Raw genomic sequence first — 13,609 nt, 5'->3', positions numbered from 1 at the left:
GCAACCTCGCCGAAGACCTCGGCTACACCGAGGACGAGCGCAACGACGAGGGCCAGGCCCTCGCGGCCGCGCTCATGTTCGGCACGCAGCCGCAGCTGCTCGAGGGCGCGCGGGAGAACTTGGACGTGCTCATGGGCGGGCCCGAGCTCGACAGTGCGTCCGCAGGCCTCGCCGCCAAGCAGGCGAAGAACCCCGAAGGCGCGAAGCTCTCGCTGGCGAAGATCCTCGAACGTCTCGCCCCAAACTACGACTTGGTGCTGCTCGACTGCCCGCCCGGCGACGAGATGCTGCAGACCAACGCCATCGCGGCCGCCCGCTGGGCCCTGGTTCCGGTCAAGAGCGACAAGTCGAGCCGCAAGGGCCTCACCGCTGTCGCCAAGCGGCTCGACGCGGTGCTCGACGTGAACCCCGGCCTCGACCTCCTCGGCGTAGTGCTGGCCGATATCGACTCGGGTGCCCACCGCGTCGAGCGCGAGGCCCGACAGCACGTCATTGAGCTCTTCGGCTCCGATGCCGTGGTGTTCAACACCACGGTTCGCCACTCGGTCGCGACCGCAACCGCGGCACGCGAGCGCGGCCTGCTGGTCGCCGAGCTCGACGAGTTCGTGAAGAACGGGCCCAAGTGGTACGAGATCCGCCGGGGTGAAGCCGAGGCAACCGGCCTCGCGCCGCGCACGGCAACCTCCGTGGCTGACGATCTGCAGGCGATCACGGAGGAGGTCGTGGCGCGGATAATGGCTGGTGAGGCCGTCACGCAGGAGCAGATGGCATGACCGACGCACCCAGGAAGATCGGGGGGCTCGCCCCGCGAGCCGGGAGCGACGCGCCGCTGGGTCGACTGCTCCGTGAGAACCGGCCCACACCGCCCGCGGCAACGGCCGAAGCAACTTCCCCGCCCGTCGACGTGCCCGATGTCGACAAGACACCGGCCCCCGTGGCGGCCGCCCGCACGGCGAGCACCGCGAAGGCGCCGCGGAAGTCGAAGCCGACGCCGAAGCGGAGTGCCACGGCTGACACTGGCAAGGGAACGGTCACGTTCTACATGCCCCATAGCGATCGTGAGCGAGCTCGAGCAACCTTCAAGGCGACTGCCCATCTCGAAGGCGACGAGAGCTTTTCCGACTTCCTCACCAAGGCAGTGAACGCCGAGGTCGCTCGGCGCGAGCTCGAGCATGGCGGCCCGTTCGCTGGCGGGGACAGGCCACTGCCGACCGGCCGCCCGATGCGCAGCTGAGCCGCCGCCCGGCACGGAGGCCGGGCAGCGGGGGAGAGGCGCCACCGGCCCCTCGTCGACGCGGCCTCACGGCCGCGGCGTTCCTATCGCCTGACCTTCGTTCCTGACGCGCAATCATGGCCGCCCGCGGCCTACGCGCAAGCCCCTGCGGGGCCGGCTCTCCCGAGACTTTCCGCACGCGGTCGCTCACGCTCCCTTACTTCGCGCGGAAACTCTCTCCTTCGCCGCCCTCCGGGTTGACGCTCCGCCGCTTCGGGCGGCACATGCCCCGCCTATCAGGAACGAAGGCAACAGCTGAGCGAGGTGGCAGAGATGAGCGTCAAGGTCTACACGAAGCCGTCGTGCGTGCAGTGCAACGCAACCTATCGGGCGCTGGACTCGCGAGGAATCGGGTACGAGGTGATCGACCTCAGCATCGACGACCGGGCGCTCGAGGAGGTCAAGGCCCTCGGCTACCTGCAGGCGCCGGTCGTCGTGACTGCCAACGACCACTGGTCGGGATTCCGGCCGGACAAGATCGACGAGCTCACGTCGGGGGAGTGAGGCAGCATCGACGCGGATCCAACGCAACGCCATCGAACGAGACGAACAGAACCGATACGCAAGGAGTAGAGCAATGGCAACGCGCACCATCACCGGAAACCTGGCCGCCGACCCCGAGGTCGTGCAGGCCGGCAGCATCAAGATCACCAAGTTCCGAGTGCTCGAGAACACGGGGGAGTACCGCCGCGGCGAGTACCTCGAGCACGACACCCCGACCGTGCACTTCGTCGAAGCGAAGTTCGAGCTCGGCGAGAACGCCGTAGCGACCCTGCACAAGGGCGACGCCGTGATCGTCGTCGGCCGAGAGCACACCAACAGCTGGGGGGAGGGCGACCAGAAGCAGTACGGCCGCGTGATCGAAGCCGACAACCTCGGCCCGAGCCTCGCACGAGCCGTCGCCCAGGTGCGACGCACCACCCCCGAGGATGACGGGCAGTGACCCGTGGGGGCCGGCCACCCGGTCGGCCCCAGCCTCGGTGGCGGGAGAGTGCCCGGTCGATCAGGGTTCTGCTCGAGGCCGGCCGGGTGGCCGTCGCCGCTCTTCGATCCCTTCGAGGTCCTTCGCCGCCCACACCGCGCCGCCGTTGAGCTCACCAATGGGCGCCGGCAGCCAGGTCACGCCACGTCGGCGAGCAGTGCGAAGCGTGGCAGGCGTCACGCCGAGCCGCATCGCCAGCCGGCCGACGTCATACAAGTCGGCCGGGCCGGGACCGGGGTCGACCCCGGTGACCGGCCGACCGGCCGATGAAGTATTGCGCCCGCTCATACCCGCCAGCATAACAGCCACGCACACGCGCCATTTATGGTAAACTGACACGCATACGATTCAATTACTGGGAGGCATCATGGCAGCGATCGACCACCAGACCACGACACCGACCGACCGATGGATGCAGTGGGCTCGTCGAGTTCTACGCCAGACATCCCAGCGCCCGCCGGCCACCGGGCGACCGGCGGCAACAAAGTTCGACTCCTACTCACGGTGGCCGGTCATCATCCTCTCGGCCGCGGCGGCCGTGTCGATCTGGGGCGGTTGGGTGGAGCTCGGCCGGATGGCCGGGTTTGGTCCGGTCAATCTCCTGCCGGGCATCACCAACCTCGAGGTGGACTTGTCCATAACGCTGCCGATCGGGATGGAGACGTACGCGGCCTGGGCAATGGGCGCATGGTTGACGAAGAAGAACATCGACCCGGCCGCCCGCGCGTACGCGAAGTGGTCGACCTTCGCCAGCCTCGCGATCGGCATGAGCGGCCAAGTCGCGTATCACCTGCTGTCGGCCGCTGGCGTCGAGCGTGCGCCGTGGCCGGTCGTCGTGGGCGTCGCTTCGGTGTCCGTGGCCGTGCTCGGCATGGCGTCGATGCTCGCCCACCGCCTCCACGTCCCGGCCGAGCGACCGGCCACCCCCGGGTTGGTGGACCAGCCGCCGGCCGAGCCTGTCGGCCAGATCGACGTCGACGTGCTGCTCGCCGACCTCGACATGGTGCAGCCGGCCGCGGCGCCTGACTCGGAGGATCGGCCGGCCGGTCGGAAGCGTCGGCCGGTCACTGCCGACGAGCGAGCGACGATCGTACAGCTGTCCGAGAGCCTGTCCGAGCGCGAGGTCGCTCGACGCATGAAGCGCTCGCGCGACACCGTGCGGCGCGTGCTCCAAGAGGCCGGAGCGAGCGAGTCGGCCAGCGAGGCGCCGGTCGCTGCGAGAACCACCCAGACGTGGCCGGTCGGTGCCGCCGCGTAACCGAGCCTCGAGGCCGCCGCCATCGATACACGTCAGAAGTGTGAGAGAGGATCAATCCATGAGTGAACAGCCGGCCGTCGTTGACGATGCAGACGAGGCTTACGAAATCATCAAGTCGATCGCGCGTCGAACCGTGACCGGCTCCATCCCCGCACCGGTCATCTACGCCCTCGTCGGGAACCTCAAGAGCGCCGGCGGCTACACGCTGGCCGAAGTACTGCGGAACATGGCGAACGGGCTGCAGGCGAGCTTGAAAACCCACGACGTCTACGACAACGGCGGCGACGCGGCAGCGAACGCCGACCAGGCGGCCGCCGAGCTCAAAGCCGCCGCGAAGCTCGCCGAGCAGATCGGCCAGCATCTCGACGCTGCACAGACTGCGATCAACCAGCAGGGCTACCGCCCGCGCGAGACCAGCGGGGACTAACCCCGTTCTCGCCTAGCGACTCTCTCCCGTCTAGGCGATCGTCTGGCGACTCTCTCCCGCCGGACTGAGGCAGGGCCGGCCTTTCGGGGCCGGCCCTTTCGCGGCCGCCTCGAGCGGCCCCCTGGGCCCTGTCAGGGCGCGCGGTACGATTGAGGGCGAGGGAGGATCCCGAGATGAGCACGAAGACCGCACCGATCACGGCCGAAGAGGTCGCGCGTCGTCTCGAGATCCTGGCCGACACCCGCCACTCGATCGAGATGGAGGGCGGCAGCGTGCCGGCCGACACCGAGGCTGTGCATCAGCGCTGGGCGCACGGCGAAATCACCCTCGAAGAGATGCGCGCCGAGATCGATCGTCTGTACCCGACGACGGCGCCACGGTGACGTCGGACGATCGCCCCTGGGAAACCGGGGCGACCGAGGACGAGCGCTGGGAGGGGTACCTGATCCCGGGTACCCACATCCTGCGGAATCTCTCGCCGCGGCCGCTACAGAGCGTGGCTGCGCTGCGCGCGTTCGAGGACTCGCATGTTCGTAGCCGGCTGATCGAGCTGCGTATGGAGCCGATCGAGGGGAACTACGACACGGAGCACTGGCGGGCGATTCACCGACACCTGTTCCAGGACGTCTATGCGTGGGCCGGCGATCTGCGCACGGTGAACATCTCGAAGGGCAAGTTCTTCGTCGCGCCGGAGCACATCCGCGGGGCCGTCGACGACATGGCGCGCGCCCTCGCCGAAGAGAACCACCTCAAGCAGCTGTCACCGCTGCGGTTCGCTGACCGGCTCACCGACTACTACCACTACCTCAACACCGTGCATCCGGGTCGGGAGGGCAACGGGCGCACGCAGCGGGCGTTCTGGGACGAGTTGGCCCGCAACGCCGGCCACCGTATCGACTGGCGCTCGGGCACGTTCCAGGAACGCAACGACGCGGCCTCGCTCGAGGCCCGCGCGAACGACAACATTGAGCCGCTGCGCGAGATGATGCGCGAGTGCGTCATGTCGACGCCACAGTGGGCGGCACGCCAGCAGGCGATCGCCGCGGCGCGCCTCGCGGCCGCCGACTCGACCGGGCGTGCACCAGGCGCAGGAACGCCGCAGGCGGGGGCTCAGAACCCCCACCTGACGTCGCAATACCGCGGCCCCCAGGATCCCGGCCGCGGCTACTGAATCACCGCCCGTAGCCGTGTGATCCGGCCCTGAGCTCGACGCCTGGACGCCGGGGAAGTGCGGGCGTCGCAGCTCCCGTCGATATCGGCCGCGCGCCGGGCGCCGGCGCCGAGTCTGCCATCGCCATGCGCAGCTGCTCGCTGAACCCGGCCATGCGCTCGCGCGAGGCCGCGGTCGCGGCCGCAGGGTCGGCCGGCTGCTCGGCTGCGAGGCTCGCACGAGTCTCGGCGGGCAGCTTGAAGCCGGCGGGCAGAAGCCGCTCGGCATCCTCGAGCGTGGGCAGCGCGCCGAGCTCGTCGCCGCCGAGGTCGTGGAGCTCTTCGTGGTGCTCGTCGAGGCGCTGCACGAAGTAGCTGGCTTGGTGGACGTCGTATCCGATCGTCCAGGTATCGGTGCCGAGCTCGAAGCTGTGGCGGCTCATCGGGTTCCCCTTCCATCCATCACGGCGGCGCGGAAGTACCGCACCGTGCGAGGGCCGAGCTCGACGCTCGCCGGCGCGGTGCCGGCGACTCGATCGGCCTCGAGTTCAGTGGTCGAGACTCCGAGGATGCGCGCTGCCTCGCGGGGCAGCAGAAGCAGCTCGGCCTCGAGTGTCGCGGCGCTCACGCGACCCCTTCGACGACGGCGTGCCGGGCGGCGAGCTCGTCGATCTTGTCGGGCTGGAACCCCGTCCATTCGTCGTCGCCGGTGACGACCACGGGCGCCTGCAGCTTGCCTCGCCGGCGCAGCTCGTCGAGCGCCTCCGGATCGGCGCTGAGGTCGACCACTTCGTAGTCGATCCCGTGCGCGTCGAGTGCGCGATACGTCGCGTTGCACTGCACGCACGAAGGCTTGGAGTACACCGTCACAGCCATCGTCTCTCCTTCACCAGGCCCCACCATTTCGGAGGGCATCCCATCTGATAAACGGAGTGATTCAGCGGAGCGGAGGTGTGCAACCCCCCACAGCCTCAGTCTTGGTTCTTGGTGCGGAGCACCGTCCCCGGCCACCCATCCCGCACGTTCGGGGTTGCATGCCTCCGAGCCGCTGAAAGAATGCAGTGGTCAGATGGGATGCCCGCACGACTGAGGCCCGTCGAGCAGAGTCTCGACGGGCCTCAGTCGCAAGTACAGCGCGCGTAGCGCGTCACTCTTCGGAGTGCTGCTCCACAGCCTCGGTGCCACGCTTCGCGGACGTGCGCCGACGCGAACGAGGCGCCGCCCTGCCGGGCTCGGGAACCTGTGCCTGGCGCAGCTCCTTCGCCGACCATCCGGCGCCCAGCGCCGCATTCCATGCGCGCTCGTGCTCGGCGACCGCGGAACGGGTCTTGGAACCCCACTCGGCCTCGAAGTCGGCCAATGCCCTCTTGTACTCGGCGTCGATCGCCACGGCCACGTGCGCCGCGTTCGCGACGCGCTCGACGGCCGCCACACGCTCGTCGCTCTTGGCTCGCTCGAGCTCACGAGCGATACGGATTGATTCGGAGAGGTCGGTCGTCGTGTCAGTCATAGCCCCCAGCGTAACGAGCACTTCCGACGCCGACTGGTTCGGCGTTTCGTGTGGGTGCGGCTGCGCCGCGATCCGACGTTGCCGCCTGCCCCTTGCTCCGGCCGGGGCTGAGCCTCAGACGGAGCAAGCTATAGAGTTACCGCTGGTAACTCGCTTGGGATGCTGGACTGAGGCGTCCAGCACCGGCATACTGGCGTATGACGCCCCGCAACTTGCGGGGTCGCTGCGCTAGGCCGAAGGGAGGGCGACGTGACCGACGAGAACGAGCGCCGCCTGTTCGGCCGCACCCGTCGTCGCAACGCGCCGGCGGGGGAGAAGCGCGACATCGTGTACCGCGTGGGCTGCACGCTCGAGGAGTCGACGCAGCTGCGCGCCCGTGCCGTGGTCAGGGGCGTCACGGTGCCTCGACTGCTGTTCGAGGCTGCGATGAACGAGCATGTCGAAACGAGTACTGATCGCAAGGAAGCGATCGCCGAGCTGTTCGCCGTTCGCCGTCTCCTGGCGAACATCGCGAACAACACGAACCAGCTGGCGAAGTTCGCCAATACGGAGTCGACGTTCCCGGCCGACGCGGCCGCCGTCGTCGACGAGTACCGTGCACTCGTTCCCGAGATCCAGGCCGTCGTTCGGAGGCTCGCCGACTCATGATGCCGAACGTGACACGCGGCGACCGCTTCGGCGGTCTGCTCACGTACCTCGCAGGTGAGGGGCGTGCCAACGAGCACACCGAACCTCACCTTGTGAACGGCGACGCGGCGACGTTCACGATGTACGGCGACGGCGAGCTCGATCGTGCAACGGCGCTCGCGATCGCCGCCGACCTCGACGAGCCGCGCACCGCGTTCGGCGTCGAAGTGAACGGCGGCCACGTCTGGCATTGCTCGCTTGCGATCAAGGCCGAGGACGGTCAGCTGAGCGACGAGCAGTGGGCGGCGATCGCTCAAGACTTCGTGGATGAGATGGGCTTCACCGCGACCAGTGGCAAGGCCGACTGTCGATGGGTCGCGGTGCGCCACGGCCTCTCGAAGGCCGGCAACGATCACATCCACATCGCCGTCAACCTCGTGCGCGAAGACGGCACAAAGGCGTCGATTCACAACGACTACTCACGTGCACAGAAGGTCGCCGGTGAGCTCGAGAAGCGGTACGGCCTGACTGTGCTGCGGTCGCGCGGCGCCGGTATCGGAGAGCGCGGCGAGAAGCCCGCCGAGCGCGCCACCGCCGGGCGGATGGGCGCTGCCGAAGTCGCTTCCGTGCGACTTGAACGCGCCGTCCGCGCGGCCGCCGGCGCGTCGCTCGACGAGGGCGAGTTTGTGCGCCGGCTGCACCAGGGCGGCTTCATCGTCCGCCCGCGTTTCGCGAACGGACGCGACGACGTGGTGACCGGCTACAGCGTCGCACTGCGACCCCAGCCGGGCGTCCCGATCGTCTGGTACGGCGGCGGCCGACTCGCACGCGACCTCACCCTCACGCGACTGCGGGAGGGATGGCCCGACAACGTGACGAGCGCGCAACACGCCGTCGACGAGTGGCGGGCGACGTGGCGCAATCCGATGAAGTACACGGCGCAGCACCCGGGCCGCGAGACGCAGGCGCCGACGCCGGATGTGTGGCACGAGCACACTCAGCAGGTCATCGCTCTGCGTGAGCAGCTGCGCAGCATCCCCGTCGACGATCGCGCGACGTGGGCGATCGTGGCGAAGGAGACGAGCGCCGCGTTCGCCGCATGGTCGGAACGGCTCGAGCCAACGCCGGGCCCGCTCGCGGATGCCTCGCGTGCGCTCGCTCGAAGTGCACAGATCCGCGCCCACCAGGTGCGGCCGCGACCGTCCGGCATGGCATCGGCGGCTGGCGCCGCCATGCTGTTCGCGATGGCCGCGAAGGGCGGTCAGGGAACCGCCGCCGAGGCGCTGCTGTTCCGGCAGATCATGAAGACCGCGCAGGCCCTCCACGGCATGTACCAGGCATCGACCGACGCGCTCGAAGCGGCACGCATCCGCGACGTGCTCGGCGCCAAGCTCGACGCCGTGCGCGAGCGCCTGCCGCAACTGCAAGGCGCGATCACGAGCGCACCGGCCGACCCGCGTGCGGCCGAGGCGGCGCGCATCGCACAGGCCGGTCAGACGCCCATGCGGGCGCCCGGCTCGCCCGTGCGTCAGCCGCTCGACCCGCAGCGGCCGCACACCAACGTCACGCCGACCGAACGCGGCGGACACGAGAGATAGAAGGGGGCCGTCATGAGCGACAGCGACGGAATCGAAGAAGCGCTTGAGGGCGCGCTGCGCACCTCACTCGCGGTCGCCGGCAGACTGGGCGAGCAGCTGGCCCGGATGCGTGAAGAAGCACTCCGCCGCGCCGAAGCTCGCAGCCTCCAGGAGGCCCGCGAGCTGCAGGCACGGTTCGACGCCGAGCGCGCCGCGGCGCGTGCCGAGCTCGCGCCCGTGCATGAAGCGTCGTGGTGGGATCGTGCCGGCACGGAGAACATCGCCCGCGCCTACGAGTCGGCCACCACCTGGTCGGAGCACGACGACGAAGCACGACGAGCGAGCGAGCGGATCCGCGACGAGGTGCAGGCTCGTTACGGCGTCGACATCGACCGCACTGGCGCCGACCCGGCCGCCGTGCGCGAGACCCTGGCCCGCGTGGAAGCCGACCGGAACCTCGCCAACTCCGAGCGTTCCCGCGCGGACGAAGAGCGCGCCGAGGCGGCTCGTTTGCTCGAGCACGCCGATCGCGTCGACGCGGCCGCCGACCGCGATCGGGACACCCAGACGTCGCCGGCCGAAGCGGCAGACGCACGCGAGGGCGCCGAGGTCGAATGGGACTCAGCTGAGCGTCGCGACGAGCACGCCGCATCGCTCGACGGCAAGGCAAACGCCGAGGCGATCAACGCCTGGCGACAGGCCGACTCTGACAATGCGAAGCACCCCCGCGAGGCGGTACGTCGCGCCGGCGGGAAGAGCCCGAAGGCGCGCAAGTCGCGCCCGGGCGGCGACCGCGAGAAGCAGCGCGGCCGCAGCCGCTAACGCTGCAGGTCGACTGAGAGAGGGGCAGCATTAGCCGCCCCTCTCTCAGTTCGGGGCGATACCGAGCCACGCGCCGACGAACTCGCCGATGATGCTGGCGCCGGTCGAGCTCGCGAGCCAGGCGACGGCTCGGCCGATCACTCGACGCCGTCGACGGCGGGCAGCGCGACGACGTGGAAGTGCGACGTGCCGGCCGCACTGCTGCCCGGTCATCGTGCCTCCCTTCGTCCGCTGGGCCCACTTCGTACTGCGCCGCTGAAACGGATCTGCCTGATTACTCCAAGTGCGACCTGGCCTGGCTTCGGGACACAACTCGTTGCACCCAGAAGAGGCGGGGTTCGCGGCGGTCTGTCACAGCACCCGATCGCTTTCGGCTCCGTGACGCGTGGATGGGGCAATTAGCCCACCCCGGAAGCGGTCCGGCTGAAGCACGACGGAGCAGCAAAATCAAGTTCGCCGGCGGGGGAGAGGCGTGCCTACAATTCGAACATACGTTCGAAGTAGGCAGGGGGTTCCATGCTCGCTGTCCTAGCGCCGGTCGGGGCCGCTGAGGCGCGGCGCCTGCTCGCACACGCGGCACCCGTCGCCGTGCCGGCCGGGTTCCCGTCGCCGGCGCAGGACTACTACGGCGGGCCCGTCGACCTCAACGAACACCTCATCAAGGATCCGGTCAGCACGTTCATCGTGCGCGTGTCCGGTGACTCGATGATCGGTGCCGGGATCTACGACGGTGACGAGATCCTGGTCGACCGCGCGATCGACCCCCGGCCAGGGCACGTCGTCGTCGCTGTCGTCGACGCCGAGCTCACGCTGAAGCGGCTCGACTCGAGACAGGGCCGGCTCATGCTCTGCGCCGAGAATCCGGCCTACCCGGATATCGAGATTGCCGAGGGCTCGGAGGTCTCGATTTGGGGAGTGGTGACGGCGAACATCCATCACCAACATGTCTAGGCGGGGGCCGCGGCGCATCGCGCTTGTCGACGTGAACAGCTTCTACGTCAGCTGCGAGCGGGTATTCGACCCGCGTCTCGTCGGCCGACCCGGCGTCGTGCTCAGCAACAACGACGGATGCGTCGTCGCCCGCAGCGACGAGGCAAAGGCACTCGGGATCGAGATGGGAACCCCATGGTTCCAGCTCGCCGCCCAAGCGCCGCACTGGGGCCTCTGGCACCGCTCGAGTAACTACGAGCTCTACGGGGACCTGTCGGCGCGCGTGATGCTGCTGCTCGCTCGCTACAGCGCATGGCAGGAGGTCTACTCGATCGACGAGAGCTTCATCGGGCTCGCCGGCGACGTCGACGAGCTCACCGAGCTCGGCCGCCGGATCCGCGCCGAAGTGCGACAGCACATCGGCCTGCCGGTGTGCGTCGGAATCGCGTCGAGCAAGACGCTCGCGAAGGTCGCGAACAAGGGCGCGAAGAAGCACAAGCACCTCGGGGGAGTGGTGCACTGGGACGTCTACCCCGACGAGCAGCAGACCAGGATCCTCGACTCCCTCGAGGTCGACGAGCTCTGGGGCGTCGCCGGCCGCACCAAGAAGCGGCTCGCCGAGCTCGACGTGCACACCGCCCGCGAGCTCCGCGACTCCGACCCCAGGCTCATCCGCAAGAAATGCAGCGTCGTGCTTCAGCGCACCGTCTACGAGCTGCGCGGTACACCGTGCATCCCGTTCGAGTCGGAACGGGCCGCGAAGGACCAGCTGATCTACTCGCGCATGTTTGGCCAGCCGGTTAAGACCGCCTCCGAGATGCGCCAGGCCCTCTCGATCTATGCCCAGCAGGCGAGCCGCCGGCTCCGGAAGCAGGGTTCGGTCGCGAAGCAGCTGCAGGTATTCGCCGCGACGAGCATGCACAGCCCCCGCCCCTACGTGTCGCACCACCGATCGGTGCGACTGCCGGTGCCGGCAGACGACCCGATCACGCTGACCAAGGCGGCGATCGCCGCGCTCGAGCACGAGCTCGTCGACGGCGCCTGGTACGTGCGCGCCGGCCTCGTGCTCATCGACCTCACCCCGAAGGCCAGTCACGCAATGCTCGACCCGTTCGTGCCCGCGTTCGAGCAGCGCAACCTCGGGCAGCTGCTCGACCAGGTGAACCGGGAGCAGGGCAAGGGCATCATCGGTGTCGGCATGGCCGGCCTGAAAGGCGGGCCAGTGTGGAAGATGCGCCGCGAGCAGCTGTCGCCCCGCTACACGACGCACTGGAACGAACTCGCGATCGCCAAAGCGGTCTAAGGTACGGCGAGATGACTGAGTATCCAGCGATGGCGGCGTGGCGGCCCGGCGTGCACGTCCCGCACGAGAGAGTCGACGAGGCACTCGACCTGCTGCAGCGGTTCGACTACGACCGTGCCGCCGGGATCATCACGGCCGCCGAGTGGCCGGCGCGCGCCGAAGAGCTCGCGGCCGAGCTCGCGGCGGTGCTACGCCACACCACCCGGGCCCCGCGCCCATAGACCGTGCGGCGTCGGCGCCGCGGGATAGCCTCGCAGCATGTGCGGTCGGTTCACACTCAATGAGAGGCCCGCGGATCTCGCGGCCGCGATCGGCGCATTCGAAGGCGACTTCACCAACTGGCGGCCGTCCTTCAACATCCCGCCCACCGCGACGATCCCCGTGCTCGTGGAAGCGAAGCTCCCTGAGTCGGAGGCGTTCGGCCGCCGCCTCGAGCCGGCACGGTGGGGACTCGTGCCCGCATGGAGCAAGGAGCTCAAGTTGAAGTTCCCGACCTTCAATGCCCGCTCCGAGGGCATTGCCGAGAAGAACACCTGGCGCGGGCCGCTCAGATCTCACCGCGCGATCGTACCGATGGACGGCTGGTACGAGTGGACGGGGGAGAAGGGCGCCAGGGTGCCGCACTTCATCCACCACCCGGACGGCGAAACGCTTGGCGTCGCCGGCCTTTACTCGTGGTGGCTCGACCGCTCGAAGCCCGCCGACGACGAGACGAGGTGGACGCTGACCGCGACCATCCTCACCTCCGATGCCGTCGACGAGCTCGTGGGCATCCACGACCGTTCCCCGGTGCCGCTTCCGCGCGAGCTGTGGGACTGGTGGCTTGACCCGTCGCTGGTGGGCGACCAGGCGATGGTCGACGAGGCCGTTAAGGCCGCGCTCCCGATCGCCGAACAGCTCGCCGTCTACACCGTGCGCCCGTTCAAGGTCGGGCAGGACGGCCCGGCCCTTATCGAGCCGGCAGAGGCATGAGCGAGCACACGGCCACTCTCTCGGCCGAGTGGCAAGCGCTCCTTGCCGCGCCTGCTGTGAACGTCGCGTCGCTCGCTCGAACGGGCGTACCGATCGAACCGGGCGTCTACCTCTGGCGCCGCGACGGCGAGGTGAGGTACCTCGGAACCGCGTCGTCGCTACGCCGGCGAGTGTGGGGCAGGCACCTCGGCCGCGGCGTTAGTCTCGGCGGATCATCGCTGCGCCGGAACGTGTGCGAGCTTCTGCACGGGATCCCGACGACCGTCACGGGCGGGAAGAACCGCCAGAAGGTGACGCCCGCTCAGGCGGCCGCAATCCGCGACTGGCTCGACGGGTGCACGATCGCCTGGACCGTCTGCAGCTCGGCCGCCGACGCCGCGGCGCTCGAGGGGCGGCTGCTCGACGAGTACCGGCCGCCGCTCAACCGGAAGTAGCCGCGGCAGCGGCTCCCAGCTCTGCAGCTGCGGCTCGGTCGTGAACCACGGCTCGCTGAACTCGATCGGCAGCTTCAGCACCTCACCCATGCGGGCACGCTACGCCGATCGACCGAGGAGCACTGGCGGCGATCCACAGGCGTAGCGTGTGCCCATGGCGATCCCGTTCGCGGTGACGTCGGCGGACGACAACCCAGGTCACGCTACGCCACGGCGTAGCGATCGCCTGTGGATCTGCACCCGACGCTTGGTTGGGTGATTCGGCCTTCGAAGGTAATCGCGAAGGCCGTGAGCTCAGGCTTCCACCTCGTCACCCAGCGGTGAGTGATCAGTCTCGATCGTCGC

General features: G+C 69.1%; 22 protein-coding genes. 16 read left to right on the top strand and 6 right to left on the bottom strand.

Annotated features, from left to right (window positions below; translation table 11 throughout):
• The 4 genes from ACQ393_RS17365 to ACQ393_RS17350 all read left to right on the top strand — a co-directional run.
• Nucleotides 1–773: ParA family protein (locus ACQ393_RS17365; protein WP_430648116.1), on the top strand; the 773-nt coding region annotated here is incomplete at its 5' end.
• Nucleotides 770–1,234 carry a ParB family protein gene (locus ACQ393_RS17360; protein ID WP_401001036.1) on the top strand — a complete coding sequence of 155 codons (465 nt, stop codon included), beginning with the start codon at nt 770–772 and terminating at the stop codon, nt 1,232–1,234. The genes ACQ393_RS17365 and ACQ393_RS17360, both read left to right, overlap by 4 nt.
• Before the next feature lie 312 nt (nt 1,235–1,546).
• Nucleotides 1,547–1,777: a glutaredoxin-like protein NrdH gene (gene nrdH / locus ACQ393_RS17355; RefSeq protein ID WP_430648115.1), complete on the top strand. Its 231-nt coding sequence runs from the start codon at nt 1,547–1,549 to the stop codon at nt 1,775–1,777.
• A gap of 73 nt (nt 1,778–1,850) precedes the next feature.
• On the top strand, nt 1,851–2,216 hold the full coding sequence (locus tag ACQ393_RS17350; RefSeq protein WP_430648114.1) for a single-stranded DNA-binding protein: 366 nt from the start codon (nt 1,851–1,853) through the stop codon (nt 2,214–2,216).
• A 60-nt stretch (nt 2,217–2,276) separates the two neighbouring features.
• On the opposite strand, the gene ACQ393_RS17345 is transcribed toward ACQ393_RS17350, so the two are convergent.
• Nucleotides 2,277–2,543, bottom strand: a complete 267-nt coding sequence (locus ACQ393_RS17345; RefSeq protein ID WP_430648113.1) for a hypothetical protein — start codon at nt 2,541–2,543, stop codon at nt 2,277–2,279.
• Nucleotides 2,544–2,793: 250 nt separating this feature from the next.
• Here ACQ393_RS17345 and ACQ393_RS17340 point away from each other — a divergent pair, with 250 nt between their 5' ends.
• The 4 genes from ACQ393_RS17340 (at nt 2,794) to ACQ393_RS17325 (ending at nt 5,111) form a co-directional block, all read left to right on the top strand.
• A complete protein-coding gene (locus ACQ393_RS17340) occupies nt 2,794–3,513 on the top strand; it encodes a helix-turn-helix domain-containing protein (protein WP_430648112.1) in 720 nt (239 codons plus the stop codon).
• Nucleotides 3,514–3,571: 58 nt separating this feature from the next.
• Nucleotides 3,572–3,940, top strand: a complete 369-nt coding sequence (locus ACQ393_RS17335; protein WP_401001045.1) for a hypothetical protein — start codon at nt 3,572–3,574, stop codon at nt 3,938–3,940.
• A gap of 173 nt (nt 3,941–4,113) precedes the next feature.
• Nucleotides 4,114–4,323, top strand: a complete 210-nt coding sequence (locus tag ACQ393_RS17330; RefSeq protein ID WP_401001048.1) for an antitoxin VbhA family protein — start codon at nt 4,114–4,116, stop codon at nt 4,321–4,323.
• Nucleotides 4,320–5,111 (top strand): Fic/DOC family protein, encoded by a 792-nt coding sequence (locus ACQ393_RS17325; RefSeq protein WP_430648111.1) that lies wholly within the window; start codon nt 4,320–4,322, stop codon nt 5,109–5,111. The genes ACQ393_RS17330 and ACQ393_RS17325 overlap by 4 nt, the downstream gene beginning before the upstream one ends.
• A 1-nt stretch (nt 5,112) precedes the next feature.
• Here ACQ393_RS17325 and ACQ393_RS17320 read toward each other — a convergent pair whose 3' ends face one another.
• The 4 genes from ACQ393_RS17320 to ACQ393_RS17305 all read right to left on the bottom strand — a co-directional run bounded on the left by ACQ393_RS17320 (nt 5,113) and on the right by ACQ393_RS17305 (nt 6,599).
• The gene (locus ACQ393_RS17320) at nt 5,113–5,532 is read right to left on the bottom strand and encodes a hypothetical protein (protein WP_430648110.1); all 420 of its coding nucleotides are present in this window, start codon (nt 5,530–5,532) and stop codon (nt 5,113–5,115) included.
• Nucleotides 5,529–5,717, bottom strand: a complete 189-nt coding sequence (locus tag ACQ393_RS17315) for a helix-turn-helix transcriptional regulator (RefSeq protein WP_401001057.1) — start codon at nt 5,715–5,717, stop codon at nt 5,529–5,531. The genes ACQ393_RS17320 and ACQ393_RS17315 overlap by 4 nt, the downstream gene beginning before the upstream one ends.
• Nucleotides 5,714–5,965, bottom strand: a complete 252-nt coding sequence (nrdH, locus tag ACQ393_RS17310; RefSeq protein WP_430648109.1) for a glutaredoxin-like protein NrdH — start codon at nt 5,963–5,965, stop codon at nt 5,714–5,716. The genes ACQ393_RS17315 and nrdH (ACQ393_RS17310) overlap by 4 nt, the downstream gene beginning before the upstream one ends.
• A gap of 271 nt (nt 5,966–6,236) precedes the next feature.
• A complete protein-coding gene (locus ACQ393_RS17305) occupies nt 6,237–6,599 on the bottom strand; it encodes a hypothetical protein (RefSeq protein WP_430648108.1) in 363 nt (120 codons plus the stop codon).
• 249 nt (nt 6,600–6,848) lie between these two features.
• Here ACQ393_RS17305 and ACQ393_RS17300 point away from each other — a divergent pair, with 249 nt between their 5' ends.
• Genes ACQ393_RS17300 through ACQ393_RS17290 form a run of 3 tightly spaced genes read left to right on the top strand, consistent with a single transcriptional unit; the run spans nt 6,849 to nt 9,625 of the window.
• Nucleotides 6,849–7,247, top strand: a complete 399-nt coding sequence (locus tag ACQ393_RS17300; RefSeq protein WP_430648107.1) for a plasmid mobilization protein — start codon at nt 6,849–6,851, stop codon at nt 7,245–7,247.
• Entirely contained in the window at nt 7,247–8,824 is a 1,578-nt protein-coding gene (locus ACQ393_RS17295) for a relaxase/mobilization nuclease domain-containing protein (RefSeq protein WP_430648106.1), read from the top strand. The genes ACQ393_RS17300 and ACQ393_RS17295 overlap by 1 nt, the downstream gene beginning before the upstream one ends.
• A gap of 12 nt (nt 8,825–8,836) precedes the next feature.
• Nucleotides 8,837–9,625, top strand: coding sequence for a hypothetical protein (locus ACQ393_RS17290; RefSeq protein WP_430648105.1), 789 nt, complete (start codon nt 8,837–8,839; stop codon nt 9,623–9,625).
• A gap of 45 nt (nt 9,626–9,670) precedes the next feature.
• Here the strand turns inward: ACQ393_RS17290 and ACQ393_RS17285 are convergent, their stop codons facing one another.
• Nucleotides 9,671–9,838 (bottom strand): hypothetical protein, encoded by a 168-nt coding sequence (locus ACQ393_RS17285; protein WP_430648104.1) that lies wholly within the window; start codon nt 9,836–9,838, stop codon nt 9,671–9,673.
• A 303-nt stretch (nt 9,839–10,141) separates the two neighbouring features.
• Here ACQ393_RS17285 and ACQ393_RS17280 point away from each other — a divergent pair, with 303 nt between their 5' ends.
• From ACQ393_RS17280 to ACQ393_RS17260, 5 genes are read left to right on the top strand one after another with little or no spacing between them, the layout of a single operon-like run.
• On the top strand, nt 10,142–10,576 hold the full coding sequence (locus tag ACQ393_RS17280; RefSeq protein WP_430648103.1) for a LexA family protein: 435 nt from the start codon (nt 10,142–10,144) through the stop codon (nt 10,574–10,576).
• Nucleotides 10,577–10,607: 31 nt separating this feature from the next.
• Nucleotides 10,608–11,858 (top strand): Y-family DNA polymerase, encoded by a 1,251-nt coding sequence (locus ACQ393_RS17275; RefSeq protein WP_430648102.1) that lies wholly within the window; start codon nt 10,608–10,610, stop codon nt 11,856–11,858.
• Between the two features lie 11 nt (nt 11,859–11,869).
• The gene (locus tag ACQ393_RS17270; protein ID WP_430648101.1) at nt 11,870–12,079 is read left to right on the top strand and encodes a hypothetical protein; all 210 of its coding nucleotides are present in this window, start codon (nt 11,870–11,872) and stop codon (nt 12,077–12,079) included.
• A gap of 37 nt (nt 12,080–12,116) precedes the next feature.
• Nucleotides 12,117–12,830 (top strand): SOS response-associated peptidase, encoded by a 714-nt coding sequence (locus ACQ393_RS17265; protein ID WP_430648100.1) that lies wholly within the window; start codon nt 12,117–12,119, stop codon nt 12,828–12,830.
• Nucleotides 12,827–13,264 (top strand): GIY-YIG nuclease family protein, encoded by a 438-nt coding sequence (locus tag ACQ393_RS17260; RefSeq protein ID WP_430648099.1) that lies wholly within the window; start codon nt 12,827–12,829, stop codon nt 13,262–13,264. Before ACQ393_RS17265 ends, ACQ393_RS17260 begins: the two co-directional genes overlap by 4 nt.
• The last annotated feature ends 345 nt before the right edge of the window (nt 13,265–13,609 follow it).

Origin of the sequence: Agromyces sp. GXS1127, assembly GCF_050565425.1 — a bacterium.
Classification (GTDB): Bacteria; Actinomycetota; Actinomycetes; order Actinomycetales; family Microbacteriaceae; genus Agromyces.
The sequence above is the reverse complement of the archived record's forward strand: the minus strand, read 5'-3'. Positions and strand labels throughout refer to the sequence as shown.

Bases quoted from the DNA above. Each gene is read 5' to 3' on its own strand.
- ACQ393_RS17260 (WP_430648099.1), top strand. From the start codon at position 12,827: ATGAGCGAGCACACGGCCACTCTCTCGGCCGAGTGGCAAGCGCTCCTT.
- ACQ393_RS17265 (WP_430648100.1), top strand. From the start codon at position 12,117: ATGTGCGGTCGGTTCACACTCAATGAGAGGCCCGCGGATCTCGCGGCC.
- ACQ393_RS17350 (WP_430648114.1), top strand. From the start codon at position 1,851: ATGGCAACGCGCACCATCACCGGAAACCTGGCCGCCGACCCCGAGGTC.
- ACQ393_RS17270 (WP_430648101.1), top strand. From the start codon at position 11,870: ATGACTGAGTATCCAGCGATGGCGGCGTGGCGGCCCGGCGTGCACGTC.
- ACQ393_RS17280 (WP_430648103.1), top strand. From the start codon at position 10,142: ATGCTCGCTGTCCTAGCGCCGGTCGGGGCCGCTGAGGCGCGGCGCCTG.
- ACQ393_RS17335 (WP_401001045.1), top strand. From the start codon at position 3,572: ATGAGTGAACAGCCGGCCGTCGTTGACGATGCAGACGAGGCTTACGAA.
- ACQ393_RS17290 (WP_430648105.1), top strand. From the start codon at position 8,837: ATGAGCGACAGCGACGGAATCGAAGAAGCGCTTGAGGGCGCGCTGCGC.
- ACQ393_RS17330 (WP_401001048.1), top strand. From the start codon at position 4,114: ATGAGCACGAAGACCGCACCGATCACGGCCGAAGAGGTCGCGCGTCGT.
- ACQ393_RS17305 (WP_430648108.1), bottom strand. From the start codon at position 6,599: ATGACTGACACGACGACCGACCTCTCCGAATCAATCCGTATCGCTCGT.
- ACQ393_RS17360 (WP_401001036.1), top strand. From the start codon at position 770: ATGACCGACGCACCCAGGAAGATCGGGGGGCTCGCCCCGCGAGCCGGG.
- nrdH (WP_430648109.1), bottom strand. From the start codon at position 5,965: ATGGCTGTGACGGTGTACTCCAAGCCTTCGTGCGTGCAGTGCAACGCG.
- ACQ393_RS17285 (WP_430648104.1), bottom strand. From the start codon at position 9,838: ATGACCGGGCAGCAGTGCGGCCGGCACGTCGCACTTCCACGTCGTCGC.
- ACQ393_RS17320 (WP_430648110.1), bottom strand. From the start codon at position 5,532: ATGAGCCGCCACAGCTTCGAGCTCGGCACCGATACCTGGACGATCGGA.
- nrdH (WP_430648115.1), top strand. From the start codon at position 1,547: ATGAGCGTCAAGGTCTACACGAAGCCGTCGTGCGTGCAGTGCAACGCA.
- ACQ393_RS17345 (WP_430648113.1), bottom strand. From the start codon at position 2,543: ATGAGCGGGCGCAATACTTCATCGGCCGGTCGGCCGGTCACCGGGGTC.
- ACQ393_RS17295 (WP_430648106.1), top strand. From the start codon at position 7,247: ATGCCGAACGTGACACGCGGCGACCGCTTCGGCGGTCTGCTCACGTAC.